Origin of the sequence: Mesorhizobium sp. WSM3860, assembly GCF_002294995.1 — a bacterium.
Lineage (GTDB): Bacteria > Pseudomonadota > Alphaproteobacteria > Rhizobiales > Rhizobiaceae > Mesorhizobium.
Window position 1 is genome coordinate 77,039 of record NZ_NSGF01000019.1, and the last position, 20,234, is coordinate 97,272.

The following is a 20,234-nucleotide window of genomic DNA, read 5'->3' on the forward strand; positions in this document are numbered from 1 at the left end:
AGGCGCCTGGCCTCCAAGATCCCTCATGCAATCGCGGCCGGAAACAGCTCCATGCGAATGCGGATCGCCGTGCCCTTGCGCATTGCCTTCCGCGTCGGCTCGCACAATAGTCGGGGCGATGTTTGAGGCGATAGCGAGTCACTGGTCGACGCTTATCCTTCTCCTGTCGTTGGCGATGGCGGCGGTCGGCATCGTCCATGCCATCATGACGAAGGAGGACGTGCGCGCCGCCACGGGGTGGGTCGGCGTGATGCTTCTGTCGCCCTTCCTCGGCGCGATCATCTACGCCATCGCCGGCATCAACCGCATCCGCCGCGCGACGATCAGTGCCATGCGGCCCAGCGCCGGTTCGGCGGATGAGGCCGGGCACAATCGCGACGTCGCCGTCGAAGCCTTGATCGAGGCCCAATTCGGCCAGCGCTTCGTCGGGTTGAAGACGTTGGGCGACAGGGTGGCGCGGCGTCCGCTGACTTCCGGGAACACGATCGCCGTGCTCGAGACCGGCGACGAGGCCTATATGGCGATGTGCCGGGCGATCGACGGCGCGCAAAAGAGCGTTCTCCTCGAAACTTACATCTTCGACAATGACGCCGTCGGACAGATGTTCGTGCAGTCGCTCGCCGCCGCGGTCAAACGCGGCGTCGCCGTGCGCGTGCTGATCGACGCCGTCGGCGTGCGCTATTCGGTGCCGAGCATCCTGAAGCAGCTCAGGGAGGCCAATGTCGCCGTCGATCTCTTCAACGGCAACATCGTCATGGGCTTGAGACTTCCTTATGCGAATCTGCGGACCCACAGGAAGATCCTGGTCATCGACGCGACAGTGGCGTTTACCGGAGGCATGAACATCCGCAAGGGATTCTCGGCCGAATTCGCCGGCTCCGACAGCTCCAGGGACACGCATTTCGAGGTCACCGGGCCGGTGGTGGCCGACCTGTTCTCCGTCGCCGCCGAGGACTGGCGCTTCGCCGGCAACGAGGCGCTGAAGGGCGACGTCTGGCAGGTCGAGCGAACCGCCCCGTCGCCCGGCCAGCCGATGCTGGTCAGAGCCGTGGCGACAGGGCCGGATGCCGCGAACGAAACCAACCACAAGCTGCTGATGGGGGCGTTTTCGGTCGCCCGCAAATCGATCCGCATCATGTCGCCCTATTTCCTGCCGGATCGCGAGCTGATCAGCGCGCTGACCACGGCCGGCGCGCGCGGCGTCGAGATCGACATCGTAGTGCCGGCGGTGAACAACCTTTTCCTCGTCGACCGCGCCATGACGGCACAGTTCGACCAGGTGCTGAAGCATTATTGCCGGGTGTGGCGCCACGAAGGCCCCTTCGATCACTCGAAACTTATGGCAATCGACGGCGCATGGGCTTATGTCGGCTCGTCCAATCTCGACGCCAGGTCGCTCAGGCTGAATTTCGAGATCGACATGGAGGTCCTGGATGCCAACTTCGCCCGGGCGATCGAGGCGCGTATCGACGCGGCGATCGCGTCGGCGAAACCGGTGACACTGCAGATGCTGAAGGCCAGAGCCTTCCTCATTCGTGTCCTCGACCGATTGCTGTGGCTGGGATCACCCTATCTATAGGCAAGGAAGACGAGCAGCAGGAACCATGGAGAGAAACGGACGCACCCTCCCCGAAACCGTGCTCCTGTCGATCCGCGGCAGAAAGATGCGGAAAGCGAAAGCCACGGCGCCCAAACGGGTCGGCGGCGCCGAGATGGTGGTCGCCTCCTACAACGTCCACAAATGCATCGGCACCGACCGCAAGTTCGACCCCGAGCGGACCGCGCGCGTCATCCGCGAAATCAGCCCGGACGTGATCGCGCTGCAGGAGGCCGACAACCGCTTCGGCGACCGCGCCGGCCTGCTCGATCTCAACCGCCTCGAAATCGAAACGGGGCTGGTGCCGGTGCCGGTCACCGGAAACGGCAAGGCACATGGCTGGCGCGGGAACGTGCTTCTGTTCAAGCGCGGCACGGTGCGCGATGTTCACCAGATCAAGCTGCCGGGCCTGGAGCCGCGCGGGGCACTGGTGGCGGAGATCGACCTCGACGAGAACCGGGCGCTGCGCGTGATCGCCGCGCATCTCGGCCTGTTGCGCCGCTCGCGCTCGGAACAGGCCCGCGTGGTGCTCGATATCATGAGCAGCGCGGACGAAAGGCCGACGCTATTGCTCGGCGACCTCAATGAATGGCGGCTGGGCAACCGCTCCGCGCTCAACACGCTGCACTCGACCTTCGGTCACACGCCGCCGGCGGTGCCCACCTTTCCGTCGGGGCTACCGGTGCTGGCGCTCGACCGGATCATGGGCAACCGGAACGGCATGGTCTCGGCGGTGGAAGCGCATGACACGCCGCTGTCGCGCGTGGCGTCAGACCACTTGCCGCTCACGGCGTATGTGCATTTGTAGGCTCCGGCCCTACCCTTCCCTCAGCCAGACCAGCATCTCGCCGGGATCGCGGTTGTCCCAGGCGAAATAAGGAATTGCCTTGAGCTTCGTTTCTTCGGTTTCCGGCGGCTCGGGGCGGTAGAGATCGCTGCCCCAGTTCTTCGCCTCGGCCCGGTTGCCGATCGCCGAAAGCGTGACGATACCGCCGAGCAGGTTCGGCTCCTCATGTGCCTCCAGCCTGGCCGTGCGCGGCAGCGCAATGCGGTGCAGGCCACCGCCATTGTCGGTCTCCTCGACGCAGTAGATCAGCGGGCCGCGCGACAGCGCGACGCGGCCGATATCCTGCCGCACTTGCGGATTGGCGAAGAGGCGGGCCATCGACATTTCGAGGTCGAGCTCGACGCGGTCGCCCTTTTGCCATTCGCGCCGGATCGCGGCGTAGCCGTCGCTGGTTGCAGCATCGAGATCGACCATCTTGCCGTTCAGTTTGAGCACGGCGTAGCGGCACCAGGCGGGTATGCGCAGGTAAAGCGTGAATTCAACCTGTGTCTGTGCCTCGATCTCGATCGAGACCGCGCCGTCCCAGGGATAATTGCTGGTCTGAACCAGGCTGACCGGCCGGCCGGCGATCTCGAAGCGGGCGGTGGAGTCGCCATAGAGATGCACGGCCAGCGCATCGTCGGCGAGGCCGTAGAAATAGCTGCCGATCGAAGCGACCATGCGGCCGATATTGGGCGGGCAGCAGGGGCAGCGGTGCCATTTCCAGCGGTGGTGGCCGCCGCGGCTCTCCAGCGGGTTCTCGTAGAAGAACAGCGAACCGTCGAGCGACAGGCCCGAGATCGAGCCGTTGTAGAGCGCCCGCTCCATCATGTCGGCATAGCGGCGGTTCGGACCCATGCCGAGCATGCGGCTTGCCCAGAATACCAGGCCGACCGAGGCGCAGGTCTCGGCATAGGCGGTTTCGTTGGGCAGGTCGTAGTCGCTGGTGAAACCTTCATTGTGAGCCGACGGCCCGAGGCCGCCGGTGACATAGAGGCTCTTGGTGGTCAGATCGTCCCACAGCCTGTCGAGCGCCGCGCGCAAGCTGTCGTCGCCATATTCGGTGGCAATGTCGGCCATGCCGGAGAAGAGGTACATCGCCCGCACGGCGTGGCCGACGACCTTGTCCTGCTCGCGCACCGGCTTGTGCGACTGATTGTATTCGTAGGTCTTGAAGTGATAGGCCTTCGGGTCGGCGCCGCGGGCGCGCGCCTCCTCGTCGAAATAATGCGGCTGCTGGCCGCGCTGGTCGATGAAGTACTTCGCCAGATCCATATACTTCTTCTCGTCCGTCGCCCGCGCGAGCTTCACCAGCGCCAGTTCGATCTCCTCATGGCCGCAGTAGCCCTTCCGCTTGCCGGGCTGCGGGCCGAACGTGTCGGCGATGTGATCGGCGTAGCGGCTCATGATATCGAGCAACTTGCGCTTGCCGGTCGCCTGGTAATAGGCGACGGCGCCCTCGATCAGATGGCCGGCGCAGTAGAGCTCGTGGCAGTCGCGCAGGTTCGTCCAGCGCAGGCCGGGCTGGATGCGCTGGTACCAGCTGGAGAGATAACCGTCCTCCTGCTGCAGCTTGCCGTACATGTCGATGACGGCATCGATCTTCTTCTCCAGCTCCGGATTGCGGCGCCGGTAGAGCGAATAGGCGGCGGTCTCGATGGTCTTGCCCCAGTCGGAATCCCAGAACATCTGGGTCGTCACCGTCGAGCCGGTGAACTCGGCCCCCTGCGCGTCGGCCTCGTCGGGCGACGGCGAATGGAACGGAATGACGACGCCCGGCGACGGCCGGTCCGGATCGATCTGTTCCAGCATCCGCGCCTCGACGCAGCGGTCGTAGAGGATACCGGCGGTCTTGGCGGCGACCGCGTCGACACGGTCGCCCCAGAAACCGCGGACATCGACCTGCGGCACGGGCAGCGGCCGGAAGGCAAGCTTCGGCTTGGCAGACTCGATAGCGGCGGTGGGCTGCGATACGGTCATGAACGTCACTCCATTCGAATGCGGGAAATCATTTGACGGCCCCGGCCATCAGGCCGCGGATGTAGAAGCGCTGCAGCGCCAGGAACAGGATCAGGCAGGGCACCATCATCACCGTGACGCCCGCCTGCACCGCGCCCCAGTCGATGGCGCCGAAGCGGCCGGACTGAAGTGCCGTCATCATCACCGGCAGGGTGAATTTCGACTGGTCGGTCATCAGCACCAGTGCCGCCAGGAATTCGTTCCAGGCGCCGAGGAAGGCGAACAGCGCGATGGTGACGACGCCCGGCCAGACCAGCGGCAGCATCACCTTGACCAGCATGGTGACATTGTTGGCGCCGTCCATGCGCGCCGCCTCCTCGATCTCGCGCGGCACGGCGTCGAAGGCGTTGCGCATCATGAAGATCGAGAACGGAAGCTGCAGCGTGACGTAGACGCAGACCAGGCCGGTCAACGTGTTGTGGAGGCCGAGTTTCGTCAGCACCAGGAAGATCGGCGTCAGGATCGACTGGAACGGGATCATGATCGTCGACAGGATGAGGATGAAGAAGAAGTCCCTGAACGGGAAGCGGAAACGCGAGAAGCCGTAGCCGGCGAGCACGCTGACCAGCACAGAGAGCAATACCGTCATCACCGAGACGTAGATGCTGTTCTGCGCCGAGGCCCAGAGCCCGTCGCCGAAGGTGTTCAGCGTCTGATAGTTCTCGACCGAGAAGCCGGTGGTCGGCCAGGGCGGCAGCGGCGGCTGGCGCGCTTCCTGAGCGGGCTTGAAGGTGGAGAGCACCGTCCACACGATCGGCGCCAAAAACAGCACCGAGGCGATGATGCCGGTGGAATGCCTGGCCAGGCTGAAGGCCGCCTTGCGGTGCTGCGACATCGCCTCGGCCATCAGTCGAGCCCCTCGGGCTTGCGCAGCAGCCAGAGCTGGACCAGGCTGAGTGCCACCAGGATGACCAGCAGCACCATCGAAAGTGCGGCGCCGTAGCCGAGCTTGAACGAGACGAAGGACTGGTTGAAGATCCAGTAGACCGCCGTCAGCGTCTGGTTGCGCGGGCCGCCGCGCAGGATGATGTAGAACTGGTCGAAGGCGAGGATCGAGCCCGCCACCGACAGGATCAGCGCCAGCGCCAAAGTGCGGCGCATCAGCGGCAGGGTGATCGCCCTGAAGCGGGCGAACGGACCGGCGCCATCGATGACGGCGGCCTCCTGCAGGTCCTGCGGGATCGACTGCAGGCCGGTCATCAGGATGATCATGGTGAAGCCGGCGACCTTCCAGACCACCATGGCGATGATCGACCAGAACGCCGGCTGGAAGGTTGCGAGAAGATTGACCTTCCTCTCGGTCAGGCCGAGATCGAAGGCAGCCGGGCTGAACAGACCGGAATCGACGTTCAACAGCCACGACCAGAGCAGGCTTGCGGAAGCGAAGCCCACCACCGCCGGCATGAAGAAGGCGGTGCGGTAGAGATTGGTGAGCGGGCGCGGCCGCTCGATGAAGATCGCCAGCGGGAAGGCGACGGCGAAGATCGCGATGGTGACGATCAGCGTGTAGTAGAAGGTGAATTTGAGCGCGTTCCAGAACCGCGTGTCGCGCAGGATGGCAAAGTAATTGTCGAGGCCGATGAAGGCGTGCTCGCCCATCAGCGGCCAGTTGTGCAGCGACATCCACGCCGTCATGCCGAGCGGGATGACGAAGAAGACGGTGACGAAGGCGACGGCCGGCAAGACATAGAGCAGGCCGATCCACTGCCGGCGGCTTACGCCGATGCGTCTGGCGCGGGCGGGAGCTGAAGCCACTGTAATAGACGCCATCCAGATTTCTTCCTTGTGTCCGTGGCGGCCGCGACGTCCCCCTCCCCCTTGAGGGGAGGGTCCGGCCGCAGGCCGGGGGTGGGGTCCGCCGCGACGCGCGCCGACGGGGAGATAGCGTCGAGCACTGCCGAGGCGACCCCACCCGGACCTGCGGTCCGACCTCCCCTCAAGGGGAGGTTGAGGTCGGCGCTACTTCTGCGGCGCCTGGTCGATGATCGACTGCATGGTCTCCTGGGCATTGGCGATGGCGCCGTCGACATCGTCGCCGAAGAAGACCTCGTTGACCATCTGCGTCCACGGGCCGTTGGCGGAGTTGATCAGGTCGTTGAACACCACCGTGTAGGGCGTGCGGCCCTTGGCCATCGCCTCGGCCGCCACCTGGTAGCGCGGATCGAGGTCCTTGAGCGCTTCCTTGGCGATGTCGCCGCGCACCGGCAGGCTACCATATTTGGCGAGGATGGTCTGGCCCTCGAGCGAGTAGGCGAAGTCCAGAAACTCCTTCACCACGGCGATCTTCTTGGTGCCCTTGGTGACGACGAAATTGTCGCCGCCGGCGAAGGACGACCAGCCGCCATCCTTGCCCGGCAGGAAGGTGATGCCGTAGTCGATGTCCGGGTATTGCGTGTTGAGCGCGCCGATGGCGAAGGCGCCGGACGGCGAGAGGCCGATCTTGCCGCCGGCAAAGGCGGCGAAGAAATTGGCGCCGGTGTCGGTCTGCGCGCCCTCGGGCACCAGCCCCTTCTTCACCATCGAGCGGTAGAGGTCGATGGCGCCGCGCAGCTGCGGGCTGTCCAGCGTCGCCTTGGAGCCGTCCTCGGAGAGGATGTCGCCGCCCGAGGCCCAGACCAGCGGCGTGAAGGTGAAGATGTTGCAGCCGCCGCAATTGCCGGAGAAGTAGAAGCCCTTGATGTCGCCGCCGAGCGCATTGACCTTCTCGGCGTCGGCCTCGATCTCGGCCCAGGTCTTCGGCCCCTTCTCGGGATCGAGTCCGGCCTGCTTGAACAGCTTCTTGTTCCAGATCAGCACCGAGGAATCGGCCGAGAACGGCAGGCCGTAGATGCGGCCCTTATAGGTGCCGGTCTTCACATGCGCCGGCGACAGGCTCGAAAAATAGGGCAAGGATTTCGCCCAGTCGGTGATGTCTTCGAGCTGGCCGGCGGCGGCGAAGGACGGCGTATAGATCAGGTCGAGCGACAGCGCATCCGGCGCGGTGCCGCCGGCGGCGGCCGCGCCATATTTCGGGATGATCTCGGCATTCGGGATGATGTCGAGCTTGATCTGGTCCTTATGCGCCTTGTTGAAGGCATCGACGATGCGCGGCATGAAATTCGAGCCGTCGGCGCGCACCCAGATGTTGGCGGTCTCGGCGGACGCCGCCTGCAGGCCGCCGCCGATCACGGCCGCGGCCAGAGCCAGCTTGGCAAACATGGTTTTCACGGTATTCCTCCTCATGGTTCTCCTCCCAATTTGGCCGTTGCGCGACGGCCGTTTCGTTCGATGCCTCAGCCGCCCGGCGGACGGCCGCATGACTGACGCACCACCAGCCGGCACGGCAGTTTCCTGATGCCCGGCGCGGCCGGCTGGCCGCCCACGAGCGAAAGTAGGGCAAGCCCGGCCTCGCGCCCGAGCGAGGCCAGGTTCATGTCGACCGAGGTCAACGGCGGGCGCGTCGCCTCGGCCACGATCTCCCAATTGTCGAAGCCGATGACGCCGACATCGTCGGGCACGCGGATGCCGCGCTCGCGCAGCGCGTCGATGACGCCGCGCGCGATCTGGTCGTTGCCGCAGAACACCGCGTCCGGCCAGCCTTCCCTGCCCCGGCCGTTGCCGAACAGCCTTGCCACCGCATCGTGACCCCAGGCTTCCGACCAGGCCCCAAGCAGCGGTTCGCCGACCGGCAGGCCGTGCTCCTCGAGCATCTCCCGGTAAGCCTCAGCCCGCGTGTGCACCACGGCGAAGCCCGCCGGTCCGGTGACATGGGCGATGCGGCGGCGTCCGAGCCGCAAAAAATGCTCGACCGCCAGCCGCGCGCCGCCGGCATCGTCGGAAACCAGGCCGACCGCGCCGGGGTCCGGCTGGGTGAAGGCATAGACGACGGGAATGCGCAGATTGGAGAGATCGATCGGCAGATGGCGGTCGATGCGTTTTCCCGTGGCGATGATGCCGTCGACGCGCTTGTCGAGCATGGCCTCGACATGTAGCTGGCCGAGCCGCATGTCGTCTTCGACATTGCACAGGAACACCGAGACGCCATTGTCGACCAGCGCATCCGAAACGCCGGCCATCAGCGGCAGCGAGAAACGGCCATAGGTATCGTTGGTGAGCAGGCCGACGGTGAACGAGCGCTTGCGCAGCAGGCTCTGCGCCAGGTGGTTCGGCCGGAAGCCGAGACGCTGCGCTACCTCACGGATGCGCTCGCGCGTCTCGGCGGTCATGCGCCCCTGCCCGTTCAGCGCCTTCGAAGCGGTGGCGACGCTGACGCCCGCGGCCGCCGCCACCTCGCGCAGAGTGACCGGCGGCTTGGCGGAAACTGGCGCTGGCTCGGCGTCGGCGGACATAGTTCGAGGCGCATCCCTGGGTTGGGAAAAGGTTTTCTCTTATCGCCCTGCGTGCTGGTGACCGGTGAGGTCAGCAGGGCGCAGGGCGATCTGGGAAAAGGTTTTCTCAAAAGGGAGATTAGGGGAAGGTGGGGAGGTTGGCAAGGGGTTAGATGCCGGTCGACAAGCCGGTGGTCGCCATTCAGAAGCGGTCCGCAGCCCTGATTAGAGCCGGAGGTACACTGGTCACCGCGGTCGGCCCGGCCGAGGCACGGCCCGTGGAGGGCCTGGCGATAGATTTCGTGGTCGAGTCCGATCGTGCCCAACTGAGTGCGATCGTCCAGCGGGTGCGGGACGGACGACTGCGGACGAACATCGGCAAAGTCGCGACCTTCGACGAGGCCGTCGCCGCCTTCAACTCGACCGAGCGACGCGCGGGGAAAACGGTCATCCGTGTTCGTCCGTGAACCAGCTCCCATGTGAGCATTGCTGACCGGCGGCCACCGGACCGGCTGCTTCCGGCCTCTCGACACCGGACCACCAGTGAGATGAAGGTCTCACAGCAATACCGGACGATCCCGTTTAAGAAGCATGAGGCGCGCTCGTGTTCTCGGCGCGGCCATTCAACAGCGTTGCTGCGCCCAGCAACGTGGCGATCAGCGAGCCCGCAAGGATGCGGACCGTCACTGCGTCCTGGAGCGCCGATCTCGCCACGGCGCGCAAAGGAAGGCAAAAAGGGGACGCCGTTCAAGCAAAAAGCTTTGCTCCGCGGCATCGAAAGACCAAGCCGCAGATATGGTCAATTGCCTCCATACATGACCCTCGGCAGCCACAAGACAATCGAAGGGAACACGATGCAGAGGCCCACTCCGATCGCTTGCAGGCACAGGAACGGCACTGCCGACCGGAAGATCATCGCCATCGAGATTTCAGGTGGCGCGACGCTCTTGAGGTAGAAAAGCGAGTAACCGAAGGGCGGGCTGAGGAACGCCATCTGCATGTTGACCATGAAGATGACGCCATACCAGAGCGGAACGTCCGCGGGAGCCACGCCGGCGAATCCCAGTGTGCCGTCGAACTGAAGCGATTTCAGAATGGGAAGGAAGATCGGCACGGTCAGCAGCAGGATTCCGACCCAGTCGAGAAACATGCCGAGGACGAACAGGATGACCATCATCAGCACAAGAACGCCATAGGGCGCCAGGCCAGTGCCGAGGATGGATTCGGAGACGAAATTCTCCCCACCCTTCAGGATGAAGAAACCCACGAACATGGTGGCTCCGAAGAATATCCACATCACCATCGCCGTCGCCTTGAGGGTCGCTATACCGGCTTGCCGGATCGTGTCCCAGGTCAGCCGGCGATGGGCGGCGCAGACGACGAAAGCACCGAACGTGCCTATGCCGGCGGCCTCAACAGGCGTGGCTATGCCAAGGAAGATGACTCCGAGCACAAGCAGGATGAGCAGAATGGGCATGAACGTGCGGCGCAGAAGCCTCACCTTTTCCCCAAAGCCGATGCGCTCGTTCGGCGGCAACGCCGGGCCGAGCTTGGGGTTGATGTAGCAGCGCACCGTGACGTAGGCGACATACATCCCGGACAGCAGCAGGCCGGGAAAGACCGACCCGATCAGCAGTTCGCCCAAGGACTGCTGCGCGACGACGGCATAGACGATCGCCATCACCGATGGGGGAATGAGGATGCCAAGCGTTCCTCCGGCAAGCAGCGCGCCACAGGCGAGCTTGGCGTCGTAGTTGCGGCGCAGCATCGCCGGCAGCGCGATCATGCCCATCGTTACTTCCGTCGCGCCGACGACCCCAACCATGGCGGCCAGCAAGGTGCAGGAGATCACCGTGGCCGAGGCAAGTCCACCTTTCAGCCCACCCAGCCATTTATAGACGACGTCGAACAGTTCCTCGATGATTCCAGCCTTTTCGAGAATCGCCGCCATGAAGATGAAAAGCGGCACCGCCGAGAGCTGATAGTCCGTCATGAAGGGGAAAATCCGAGACGGCAGCATGTTCAGCATGGCCGCATTGCCGAACAAAAACAGAAAGAGAACGGCGAGGCTGCCGGTGCAGAAGGCCATCGGCAGCCCGAGCAACAAAAGCACGCCGAGGCCGCCGAACATCAGTATGCTCAGCCACAGGATCGGGAGCTCGAGACCCATGGCTTAGCGGAGCCTTCCTGTTGCGGTCGCAACGTCGCGCATCAGGCGAGACAGACCTTGAAGCAGCAGCAAGGCGGCCCCGACGGGAATCGCGAGCTTCACCGGCCAGTATTGAATACCCCACTCGGTGAAAGAGCTCTCGCCCACCGCCATCGCATCACTGGCAAAGCGCCAGCCGGCAACGAGCATTGTGCCCACGAACAGGAAAAAGAACGCCGAGGTGATGATGTCGCAGATCGCGCGGCCACGTTCGGACAGATGGCTGTATACGATGTCGACCCTAACGTGCGTCTCATCGCGATAGGCATAGGCCCCAGCCAGCATGTACTGCATGCCGAACATGAGAAACATGCTCTCATGCACCCAGTTGGTCGGCGAGTTGAAAACATAGCGGGCGACCACCTCGTAGTAGTACGCCATGACCGCGAGGACCGACCAATAGGCGACGAACTCGCCTGTCACCCTTACAAGCCAGTCGACAGGCCGGAATGGCGCGAGAGGCTGCTTGACGGGCGTCGCGGGCACATCGACGATGATCTCGTGGTCGGTAGCGGCGCGCCCGGTCTCACGCGCGCGGGCGCGCCGCACAAGACCCGGTATCAGAAGTGCGTCGCCGACGATAGCAAGACCGAGCAGGAGTCCGGCAATGCGGCTGATGCTGCTCGCTCGATCGAGCCCGTGAGCGGCTGCCGCCAGATTGTCGCGCGCCGCCGCGGCGTCCGCCTCAGCTTTCGCGAGTCGATCGGCAGCGCCCTGCTTGCTGGCTCCCGCATCTGCCCTGGCGCGCGGCAACAGCCTCTCGGCATGCTCGCTCTGGGATCGCGCCAGTGAAACTGCCTCGCGTCCGTCGCGCACCTGGGTGCTTGTCCAAAGCACCGCGATGAAGAAGGGGATAAAAACGAACCCCCATCTGCTCTTCAGATAGAAACGATGCATACCGAGGAAGCCGGCGGTAACCAGGAACAGATAGGCAAGAAACAGGTTTGGGCGGCCGGCGCCGCGCTGTGCCCGCTCCCGATAAACAAAATAGGCTGCAACCAGCGGAAAGACCGCGAGGCTTGACCAGTAGAGCCAGTGCGGCAGCACAAATGTGAGGGACGGCATTGGCGAACGCCTGCTGCAGGAGAAGGGCGCCCATCCGGGTCAGGATGGGCGCCAGGGGCTTAAAGGTTGATGGTCAGTCCCTGATACATGTCCGGAGTGACGTAACCGACCGTCGGGTTCTCCATCACCTCGAGCTGCAGCTTGAAGATGCGCGCCGCGTCCTTGTCCTTGTTGGCCCACTCGAACCAGATCGGCACCGCGATTTCCTGGAACTTCTGGAGATCTTCTGGGCCAAGACGGTTTATTTCGATGCCTGCATCGGTGAATTTTTGCCAGGCCTCCATGTCGGCCTTCTGGATCGCGCCGAAATGGATGTTCGAATAGACTTGGATCTCGTCTTCTACGAACTTCTTGAGATTATCCGGGAGCTGGTTCCAGACATTCATGTTGACGGCGAAATCCATCAGGTCGACTGGCTGGTACACCGACATCAGTCCTGGCGGGCCCATGGAGATGTATTTGGTCACCTGTTGGAATCCGAGCGCCCAGTTGACCGCGGGCCCCGTGTAGTCGGCGGCATCGATCGTGCCTTTCTCCAAAGCGGAGAAAACCTCGCCGCCCGGAAGCAGCGTCGTCTTGGCTCCGGCCTTGGCGAAGGTCTCGGCAATCATGCCGCCCGGCACCCGCAGCTTCAGGTCTTTAAAATCCTCGAACGAGCGGATCGGCGTCTTGGAATGGATAATGTTCGGGCCATGGTGAATGCGGTTGACGTAGTACAGGCCTTGTTTCGCATAAAGATCGCGTGCCGCCTGGAGACCGCCCTTCGAATAGAAGAAGATGTCCCATTCATGCGGATAGCGTAACCCCATGGTGTACGACGAAAGAAAGGCGGTGGCTGGGAGCTTGCCGGCCCAATAGAGCGAAAAGGAGTTCATCGCTTCCAGAACGCCGTTCTTCACCCCGTCGAGCAGCTCGAAATCGCCAACGATGTCTTTTGCCTTGAACGGCTGGAACTCGAGTTGGCCTCCAGTCTTCTCCTTGATGGTTCCACACCAGTTCTGAAAAGTTTCGAGCCCGACGCCCGCCGGCCAGGAGGTCTGGATCTTCCAGGCAACCGTCTCAGCGGCTCCAGCTTTTCGAACCCAGGGGGTGGTAAGTGCCGTCGCGGTTAGCCCGGCGACAAGTCCTCCCGTCTTCAGAAAACCTCGCCTTGATTGAGAATGCGTTTCACCGTCCATTGTCTTTCCTCCCTGCTTGGCAAGCGGAAAAACAATGCGCCGCCGCCGGTCTCGAAAAAAGCACTTAGACCAATGACAAATGGGACGCCGCTTTTGGTCTGTCCCTTCTTGCAACCTTTTCCAACCGAGTTGTCGGCGCCGCAACGATAGCGAAAATAGCCAGCGCAGCCTGCAAGTGAACATAGCGCAGCGCGGACATTTTCAATCATAGCGCGCCTGGCCCCGTACTATGCGCGCGCAGTTTTGATAAATCCATCCGTTTGAGTGGGCGAGTCGACCGGACAACCTCACGGCAATTTAAGCAATCGCCAACTTAAAGAACAAATTGCCAACTTTGCCTATGGCGGCCGCCTTTGAGGGCTTCGGAATTACCAAAAGACGATTTGATGACCCGGTCGCGGCGGTCCGCTGAAATCCGCGCCGAGTTGGACAGACCGTCTCTCCATCCTTGCCGACGCCAGATCACGCACGCATTCGCTGACTTGAAGGCTCGCCGCGACACTGCGCATGTGGCGACTTCGATGCTGTTGGCAATGTCAGCTATCAGGCTTCGGCCGAGGATCGCCGAATGGCGGACATGCGGCGCATAACTGCCGATCGCGCTTACGCAGCGCCGCCTAGCCCGCTGGGCCGATCAGCCCACGTAGTGAAGGACCTCGCGCATGGTCCCCTGCCCGGCGCTACCTTCGCAGGCGCCAATGGAATCTGGCCTACCGCCTCCTAAAAAACCCCGACAAAATATTTAGACCCGCTTCGCCAAGCCGCAGCCTCATCCCGTCCTAGAAGCAATTCAGGGTCACGCATTCGAAACCGCTGTGGGCGAGCAGCGCCACCAGCGAGTGACGGTCAAAGTGCTGCCAATGCTCGTTGGGGAGAAGGAGACCGCTCTATGTTGCGGCCGCCCCTGGAAAAAATGTCTAAGATCACCGGCCTCATGACCTTCTCTAATAGAGGCCGGTCACCAAACCCCGGAGAGCCCAATTCACGTCGGCGACCCGGACGCATGGATCAAAAAGTGCGACAGAAGCTGGTTTCGTGCCTGCAGACTATGCAGTCACGCTTCGTTGGCTGACCGAGGTGATCATCGCCGGCCGACAGGTGGCAATTGGCAAGCAACGTCCAAACCTCGCGCAGAGATCAGGGTGACCGCCAAGCTGGCTTCGCCCCACCCACCGCAAGCCGGAGCGACTTGGCGGAGTCTGCGCCGCTTTGATGCAGACGCCGGCGTGGCTTTCGAGAATCCTATTCAGCGCACGGTGCGCCTAGTCGCCGCTTGAAGACGATGGCGGCGAGTCCGGTAGCGAATGCCAGAAGCGGCAGCCAGAACTGCGCGTCCCCCATGGTCTGCAGCGTCAAGCCGCTGAGCAGCAACCACAGCAGCGGGATCGGCATGAGCAGGAATAGAAGCCTGCCGCGCGCCAAAAGCAGGACACCGAGCGTGGCGATGACGGTTGGGTCGGGCGCGATGCCGAAGATTTCCGCGCCGGACCAGCGACGTCCAAGGACCTGCGGGACGAGCGGATAGGCGACAAGGCCGAAAGCCGCGAGGAGGAGCCCGGTCCAGCCGACGATGCCGCGCTGGTCGAAGGTGAGACCGTTGAATATTGTGCCGATGATCAACAGCAGGATCGCCTGGAGTGCGAAAAGCGGCGCGACATACCCGATCGCCCAGTTGATCGTCGCATAGCGGTACCAGAGGAAGGACCATCCGACGAAGGTCCAGATCAGGGCGAATATGAGCGCGATCCACCGCTCGTAGCCAAAAGGCCGCCGATGGACGAGGACAACCATGCCGAGGCCGGCGGCGAGCGCCAGGACCTGCATCGGCCAAAGCGCGGCGTTATGCATCTCGAACATGCGCCAGTAGACGCGCGGGGAGAAGAGGAGAAAATCCTCCGGCCGATAGCTCAACCATTCAGACATCATAGATCGCGGATGTGGGCTGCCATCCGCTCGCGCATCGCCGCATCGGGAAGCAGTCCTGCGGCCGCAGCCACGTTCTCGCGCACATGGTCGACGCGGGTCGTGGCGGGGATGACGACGGTGACGGCAGGATGCGAAAGGATGAACTTCAGTATGAACTGCGCCCAGGTCGAGGCGCCGATCTCGATCGTCCATCCGGGCAACGGCTCGCCTTCGAGCCGTCGCGTCAGCGCACCCTGCCTGAAGGGGCGGTTCACGATCACGGCCATGCCCCGATCGGCCGCAAGCGGCAACAGCCGCTCCTCCGCCTCGCGGTCGACGATGTTGTAGGTGAGTTGCACGAAGTCGAGTGGCTGGCCGCGCATGATCTCTTCGAAGAGATCGTGCCGGCGCCCCTCCGACGTAGTGATGCCGACATAGCGGATCTGGCCTGCCGCCTTCATCTTGGACAGCGTTTGCAGATGCGCCTCCCAGGCTACGATATTATGGACCTGAACGAGGTCGAAGCGCTGCACGCCCCAGTGGCGGCGCGACTGCTCGATCTGCGCGCTTCCACTTGCGCTGGAGGAAGTCCAGACTTTCTCCGCCGAAAAAAGCGCGCCAGGTCGGCCGAGCCTTTCGAGGCCGCGGCCGATGACGGGCTGGGACGAGCCGTACATGGGCGAGCAATCGATCAGCCGCCCGCCCGCCTTGAAGAAGGCAGCCATCACGTCGGCGCATTCGTCGTTGAGTACCGGATCGTCGCCGACATTGAAGGTGATCCAGGTGCCGAGCCCAACTACCGGGATCATCTCGCCGGATGACGGGATGGGCCGCGTCGCCGGCGCGGTAGGCTGACTTAGCGCGAGCGTCGGCATCATGGCGGCAGTCGCTGCCGCGACCGAGCCTTGGACGAATGTCCTCCGGGTCGTCGTCATAAGCGTCTCCGTCGCTCTTGCGCAGCGTCAGCGCCGCAAGGCCGACAATTCGAGGTCTGCGCTGGTTGCTCGACGAAACATTTCCGTGCGGCCTGGACTGCCCACGCTCGGAGGTGCAAAGACCGAGATCGCCTTTGGGTGAACCTTGAAATGGGCCGGCGTCGACGTGACGATCTCACCATCGGTGTTGACCGGCATCGGCTTCCGGGTCTCGATGTCGAACTCGACGCACCTGGCCGTGCGCACCTCACGCCAGGCGCCATGCGTTCCAGAGCGGAAAGAGCGGATCATCAGCGCCAGCTTCCAGAGATTCGTCATTTCCAAGCTATAGAGATCGAGATGTCCGTCATCGATCTCGGCGGTCTCTTCCACGACGTTGCCGCCGCCGTAGTGCCGACCGTTTCCAACCGCGATCTGGTAGGTTTCGACTTCGATCGCCGCGCCTTTCTCGGTAATCTTGGCGTGAAACCGCACGGCCCGGGTCAGCACTTTCATCGCCGCCAGCGCATAGCCCAGCCTGCCGAAACGCTTCTTCAGAACGGGGTCGAGACCCTGCGCCAATTCAGTGCTGAGCCCGATACTGGCGACGTTGAAGAAGGCATGACCGTTAACCGTGCCGACATCGATCCGCCGGGTTCGGCCTCGCGCGATCACATCGGCGGCCTGCAGGAGATCCATCGGAATATTGAGTGTGCGAGCGAGGTCATTCGCCGTTCCCATGGGAATAATGCCCATCGGCAGGCCGCTTTCCATTGTTGCCATCGCCGCCGACGACACCGAACCATCGCCGCCGCACACAACCACAAGATCGGCCATATGGCGTAAGCGAACGATGTCACGAGCGATCTCCGGCAACGCCTCGAACTTCTCTACGGTGACGGAAAGCCGGCTTCGCTCCAGCCGCTCCACAATCGGCGCGATCTGCTCCTGGCCGCGCCGCGCATTGGGATTAACGAGCAGCAAGGCGCGCCCTTCAGCCAATTTGCTCATTCAAAGATCGGTCCGATAGCTCATGGCTCTACGCAGATAGGGCGTTTGCTTCCGAATTTCGACCGCAACCGACGTTTTTGGACCCGTTTCGCAGGTACGTCCGGAGCCACGTGGTCATCGCCCCGTTATCCATGTGCCTCCTGGTGCGACCGCATATCGCGCACTCATCCCGATGCCGCCGCCGGGGAACGATAAGGCGCTGCCGGATGTTGATGCGACATCGGATGGCAAACCCATGGGACCGCGCGACAAAGAACAGGAGAACCTTTCCCGGCTCGAACGGGCCGCACAGCAGACTGCCGATCCGAAAACGATCCAGCAGCAGGCGCAAAAGCCCGAGGAAAAATTCCGCTTCAGCTTTCGCAAGGAAGACCTCTGGTGGGCGGCTGGTTTCGCGGCCGCTGCCCTGCTGCTCTTTGCCGTCCAACTTCTCATCAATTGGCGCTTGGAATGGCTCGACGCGCCTTTGCGGGTTCGCGTGCTGAATTATGTCTGGGGCGGCGTTCTCATTTTCGTCATGCTGACGGTGGCGAATGTCATCGAAGTCTTTCTCATCGGCCGAATTCCCAATCGTGTCTCGCGTTTCAACCTGAAACGAATTTTTCGATTGATCGTCGTGGTCGCCGTCGTCTTTGTGGCCATCTCGGTTCTGTTCGTGAACTGGTACGCAGCCGTTGTTTCGCTCGGGCTGATTTCGCTGACACTCGGCTTTGCGCTGCAAATGCCGATCTCCAGTTTCATCGCCTGGATTTATATTCTGGCCAGGGCGCCCTATCGCGTTGGCGACCGGATCCGCATCGGCGATGCCCATGGCGATGTCATCGATGTCAGCTATCTCGACACGACGTTATGGGAATTCGGCGGGGAACATCTTTGGACCGATCATCCGAGCGGACGGGTCATCAAGTTCCCCAACTCCACCGTGTTCGACACGCCGGTCTTCAACTATTCCTGGCCGCTGTTTCCCTATGTCTGGAACGAAATCAAGTTCCAGCTCGCCTATGAGAGCGATCTGGAATTCGTGGCCAAAACCATGAGAGAGGTCGTCGACGAGCAGATCGGCGACATCATGAGCCAGAAGGTGAAGGTCTATAAGGACATCCTGTCGAAAACCCCGGTGGACGAACTGCAAGTGAAGGAGCATCCGGTGGTCCATTTTCGCGTCAGCGAAAATACCTGGCTCGAAGCCATCGTGCGCTACCTCGTGCCGCCCAAGGAAGCGGGGCGCACCAAAACACGCTTGATCAAGGAAATGCTGGCGCGAATGAATGCAGAACCCGATCGCGTGCTGTTTCCAAAGAGCAATTTGAGGTGAACTTCCTGCATCCCAGCGAGGTCATTCACATCCGTCTATAGCTTGTCAGTTCATTGGCCATACGATCGCCAGCATCGGCACGGCAACAATGACGACAAGGAACGATAGCGGCAGCCCCAGACGCGGATAGTCGCTGAAACGATAGCCTCCCGGCCCCATGACAAGGGTGTTGCATTGGTGCCCGATCGGAGTGAGGAAGTCGCAGCCGGCGCCAATCGCGACAGCCATCAGAAATGCTTCCGGCCTATAGCCCAGATCGGCGGCGAATTCCGAGGCGACAGGCGCCATGACAAGAACAGTGGCGGCATTGTTGAGGAATGGCGTCACTGCCATGGCGGCGACGAGGATGAGCATCAGTGCGCCGGGCGCCGGAAGAATGGTCCCGAACTTGGCAAGCTCGGCGGCGAGCAGTCCGGTCGCCCCTGTAGTGCGCAGCGAATCGCTCACCGGGATGAGAACGGCGAGCATGACGAGGATGGGGCCATCCAGCGATTGGTAGACGTCGCGGAGCGGGATGACTTTGAAAAGCACTATCCCGACCGCGGCCGCAAAGAAAGCGACGGGAACAGGGAGCAGGCCAACGGCAGTCGTGAGCATGGCAAGGGCGAGAATTGCCACGGGCGCGATGCCTTTGCGAACGCTACCAAGAAGGATAGGCCTTTCTGCCAGCGGCAGGCAGCCGAGTTCACGCAAGGTCTCGGGCATTCGCGTTGCATTGCCCTGCAGCACGACGACGTCGCCGAGCCTTAGCTCGACATTGGCGAGCCTGCGGTCGAGGCGCTGGCCGCGACGGCTGACAGCCAGGAGGTTGACGCTGAAGCGATCGTAGAGGGCAAGTCGCTGGGCCGTCCAGCCGATCAAGGGCGAGCTTTCGCCAATTGCGGCCTCAATAGCTACCATCTCGCTGGTGGTGACGTCATCATTCACCCGATCGCCCGTGACGCTGAGCTTGCCTTGCGAGACAAGGCGATCCAGCGCCGCCGGGTCGCCTTCGAGCAACAGGATGTCGTTGACCTTCAGGACAGCATCGGGCAGCGGCGTCATCCGCATCGTCCGATTGCGCAGGATCGACGTCACGACGGCATCGCCGCCGGCAAGCTTCATGACGTCGGCGACGGTTTTCCCAAGCACGGTGGAATCGCCGACAACTCGCGCCTCTGTGAGGTAATCCTTGATGTCGAGGGCTTCATTCAGCGCCCCGCCGAGCTTTTCGCGCACTGGCAACAGCCAATAGAAAGACAGCAGGAAGATCATTCCGGCGGCTGCGACAGCCGCTCCGACGGGTGCGAAGTCGAACATTGTGAACGCCGTTCCGGTCAACTGCTCTCGCACTCGCGAGACAACGATATTCGGGGAAGTGCCCACCTGCGTCATGAGACCGCCGAGCAATGACCCGAACGCCATAGGCATCAGAAATATCGATGGTGAAGTGCTGGACCGGCGCGCGAACTGAAAGGCGATCGGGATCATGATCGCCAGCGCGCCTATATTCTTGACGAAGGCAGACAGGCACGTCACCACGATCACCAGCAGCGCCAGTTGCGACCGAACTCCCGACAATTTCGGAGCAAAGCGCTGGATGGCGAGTTCCATGATGCCCGATCGCGCTATGCCTGCGCTCACCAGCAGAGCACTGCCGACAATGATCACGATATCGTCGCTAAACCCGCTGAAGGCTTTGTCAAAGGGCACAATCCCAACGGCGAGAGCGAGCAACAGTGCCGCAGCAGCGACGAGATCATACCGATAGCGACCCCATACGAACGCTGCCATCATCACGAAGGTGACGGCGAACGACAGAATTTGCGGCATAGTCATGTCTTCGGCTGCTCCACAAGCGGCTGATCAGAACGCCCAAACTGCTCCTTCGTTGCTTTGGCCCCGACGG

Annotated in this window: 15 protein-coding genes and 1 pseudogene; 4 read left to right on the forward strand and 12 right to left on the reverse strand. The window is 62.6% G+C overall.

Features of this window, described 5'->3' with window-relative positions; translation table 11 throughout:
• Positions 1 to 118: 118 nt before the first annotated feature.
• Both CK220_RS25030 and CK220_RS25035 read left to right on the forward strand, forming a co-directional pair.
• A complete protein-coding gene (locus CK220_RS25030; protein ID WP_095814071.1) occupies positions 119 to 1,579 on the forward strand; it encodes a phospholipase D-like domain-containing protein in 1,461 nt (486 codons plus the stop codon).
• Positions 1,580 to 1,604: 25 nt separating this feature from the next.
• Positions 1,605 to 2,405, forward strand: a complete 801-nt coding sequence (locus CK220_RS25035; RefSeq protein WP_095814072.1) for an endonuclease/exonuclease/phosphatase family protein — start codon at positions 1,605 to 1,607, stop codon at positions 2,403 to 2,405.
• Between the two features lie 9 nt (positions 2,406 to 2,414).
• Here the strand turns inward: CK220_RS25035 and CK220_RS25040 are convergent, their stop codons facing one another.
• The 5 genes from CK220_RS25040 to CK220_RS25060 all read right to left on the reverse strand — a co-directional run bounded on the left by CK220_RS25040 (position 2,415) and on the right by CK220_RS25060 (position 8,770).
• A complete protein-coding gene (locus tag CK220_RS25040) occupies positions 2,415 to 4,403 on the reverse strand; it encodes a glycoside hydrolase family 127 protein (protein ID WP_095814073.1) in 1,989 nt (662 codons plus the stop codon).
• A gap of 28 nt (positions 4,404 to 4,431) precedes the next feature.
• Positions 4,432 to 5,289, reverse strand: coding sequence for a carbohydrate ABC transporter permease (locus tag CK220_RS25045; RefSeq protein WP_067000383.1), 858 nt, complete (start codon positions 5,287 to 5,289; stop codon positions 4,432 to 4,434).
• Positions 5,289 to 6,212, reverse strand: coding sequence for a sugar ABC transporter permease (locus tag CK220_RS25050; RefSeq protein ID WP_095814074.1), 924 nt, complete (start codon positions 6,210 to 6,212; stop codon positions 5,289 to 5,291). The genes CK220_RS25045 and CK220_RS25050 overlap by 1 nt, the downstream gene beginning before the upstream one ends.
• A 189-nt stretch (positions 6,213 to 6,401) precedes the next feature.
• Positions 6,402 to 7,649, reverse strand: a complete 1,248-nt coding sequence (locus CK220_RS25055; protein ID WP_095814075.1) for a sugar ABC transporter substrate-binding protein — start codon at positions 7,647 to 7,649, stop codon at positions 6,402 to 6,404.
• A gap of 65 nt (positions 7,650 to 7,714) precedes the next feature.
• Entirely contained in the window at positions 7,715 to 8,770 is a 1,056-nt protein-coding gene (locus tag CK220_RS25060; RefSeq protein WP_095814076.1) for a LacI family DNA-binding transcriptional regulator, read from the reverse strand.
• 179 nt (positions 8,771 to 8,949) lie between these two features.
• Here CK220_RS25060 and CK220_RS25065 point away from each other — a divergent pair.
• A pseudogene (locus CK220_RS25065) lies at positions 8,950 to 9,216 on the forward strand (zinc-binding dehydrogenase); the annotation flags it as partial.
• A gap of 332 nt (positions 9,217 to 9,548) precedes the next feature.
• Here CK220_RS25065 and CK220_RS25070 read toward each other — a convergent pair.
• The 6 genes from CK220_RS25070 to CK220_RS25100 form a co-directional block, all read right to left on the reverse strand.
• Positions 9,549 to 10,919, reverse strand: coding sequence for a TRAP transporter large permease subunit (locus CK220_RS25070; RefSeq protein WP_095814077.1), 1,371 nt, complete (start codon positions 10,917 to 10,919; stop codon positions 9,549 to 9,551).
• Positions 10,920 to 10,922: 3 nt separating this feature from the next.
• A complete protein-coding gene (locus tag CK220_RS25075; protein WP_095814078.1) occupies positions 10,923 to 12,023 on the reverse strand; it encodes a TRAP transporter small permease subunit in 1,101 nt (366 codons plus the stop codon).
• Positions 12,024 to 12,082: 59 nt separating this feature from the next.
• Positions 12,083 to 13,384 carry a TRAP transporter substrate-binding protein DctP gene (gene dctP, locus CK220_RS25080; protein WP_245429392.1) on the reverse strand — a complete coding sequence of 434 codons (1,302 nt, stop codon included), beginning with the start codon at positions 13,382 to 13,384 and terminating at the stop codon, positions 12,083 to 12,085.
• A 1,059-nt stretch (positions 13,385 to 14,443) separates the two neighbouring features.
• Positions 14,444 to 15,124 (reverse strand): DUF6064 family protein, encoded by a 681-nt coding sequence (locus CK220_RS25090; protein ID WP_095814080.1) that lies wholly within the window; start codon positions 15,122 to 15,124, stop codon positions 14,444 to 14,446.
• Complete coding sequence (locus CK220_RS25095; RefSeq protein WP_095814081.1) at positions 15,124 to 16,041, reverse strand: aldo/keto reductase; 918 nt, start codon at positions 16,039 to 16,041, stop codon at positions 15,124 to 15,126. Before CK220_RS25095 ends, CK220_RS25090 begins: the two co-directional genes overlap by 1 nt.
• 27 nt (positions 16,042 to 16,068) lie before the next feature.
• Complete coding sequence (locus CK220_RS25100) at positions 16,069 to 17,031, reverse strand: lipid kinase (protein WP_095814082.1); 963 nt, start codon at positions 17,029 to 17,031, stop codon at positions 16,069 to 16,071.
• Between the two features lie 235 nt (positions 17,032 to 17,266).
• Between CK220_RS25100 and CK220_RS25105 the strand changes: the two genes are divergently transcribed.
• Positions 17,267 to 18,346, forward strand: a complete 1,080-nt coding sequence (locus tag CK220_RS25105; RefSeq protein WP_095814108.1) for a mechanosensitive ion channel family protein — start codon at positions 17,267 to 17,269, stop codon at positions 18,344 to 18,346.
• Positions 18,347 to 18,391: 45 nt separating this feature from the next.
• On the opposite strand, the gene CK220_RS25110 is transcribed toward CK220_RS25105, so the two are convergent.
• Positions 18,392 to 20,164 carry an SLC13 family permease gene (locus tag CK220_RS25110; RefSeq protein WP_095814083.1) on the reverse strand — a complete coding sequence of 591 codons (1,773 nt, stop codon included), beginning with the start codon at positions 20,162 to 20,164 and terminating at the stop codon, positions 18,392 to 18,394.
• Positions 20,165 to 20,234 lie beyond the last annotated feature (70 nt).

Bases quoted from the DNA above. Each gene is read 5' to 3' on its own strand.
- CK220_RS25030 (WP_095814071.1), top strand. From the start codon at position 119: ATGTTTGAGGCGATAGCGAGTCACTGGTCGACGCTTATCCTTCTCCTG.
- CK220_RS25035 (WP_095814072.1), top strand. From the start codon at position 1,605: ATGGAGAGAAACGGACGCACCCTCCCCGAAACCGTGCTCCTGTCGATC.
- CK220_RS25040 (WP_095814073.1), bottom strand. From the start codon at position 4,403: ATGACCGTATCGCAGCCCACCGCCGCTATCGAGTCTGCCAAGCCGAAG.
- CK220_RS25045 (WP_067000383.1), bottom strand. From the start codon at position 5,289: ATGGCCGAGGCGATGTCGCAGCACCGCAAGGCGGCCTTCAGCCTGGCC.
- CK220_RS25050 (WP_095814074.1), bottom strand. From the start codon at position 6,212: ATGGCGTCTATTACAGTGGCTTCAGCTCCCGCCCGCGCCAGACGCATC.
- CK220_RS25060 (WP_095814076.1), bottom strand. From the start codon at position 8,770: ATGTCCGCCGACGCCGAGCCAGCGCCAGTTTCCGCCAAGCCGCCGGTC.
- CK220_RS25070 (WP_095814077.1), bottom strand. From the start codon at position 10,919: ATGGGTCTCGAGCTCCCGATCCTGTGGCTGAGCATACTGATGTTCGGC.
- CK220_RS25075 (WP_095814078.1), bottom strand. From the start codon at position 12,023: ATGCCGTCCCTCACATTTGTGCTGCCGCACTGGCTCTACTGGTCAAGC.
- dctP (WP_245429392.1), bottom strand. From the start codon at position 13,384: ATGTTCACTTGCAGGCTGCGCTGGCTATTTTCGCTATCGTTGCGGCGC.
- CK220_RS25090 (WP_095814080.1), bottom strand. From the start codon at position 15,124: ATGTCTGAATGGTTGAGCTATCGGCCGGAGGATTTTCTCCTCTTCTCC.
- CK220_RS25095 (WP_095814081.1), bottom strand. From the start codon at position 16,041: ATGACGACGACCCGGAGGACATTCGTCCAAGGCTCGGTCGCGGCAGCG.
- CK220_RS25100 (WP_095814082.1), bottom strand. From the start codon at position 17,031: ATGAGCAAATTGGCTGAAGGGCGCGCCTTGCTGCTCGTTAATCCCAAT.
- CK220_RS25105 (WP_095814108.1), top strand. From the start codon at position 17,267: ATGGGACCGCGCGACAAAGAACAGGAGAACCTTTCCCGGCTCGAACGG.
- CK220_RS25110 (WP_095814083.1), bottom strand. From the start codon at position 20,164: ATGACTATGCCGCAAATTCTGTCGTTCGCCGTCACCTTCGTGATGATG.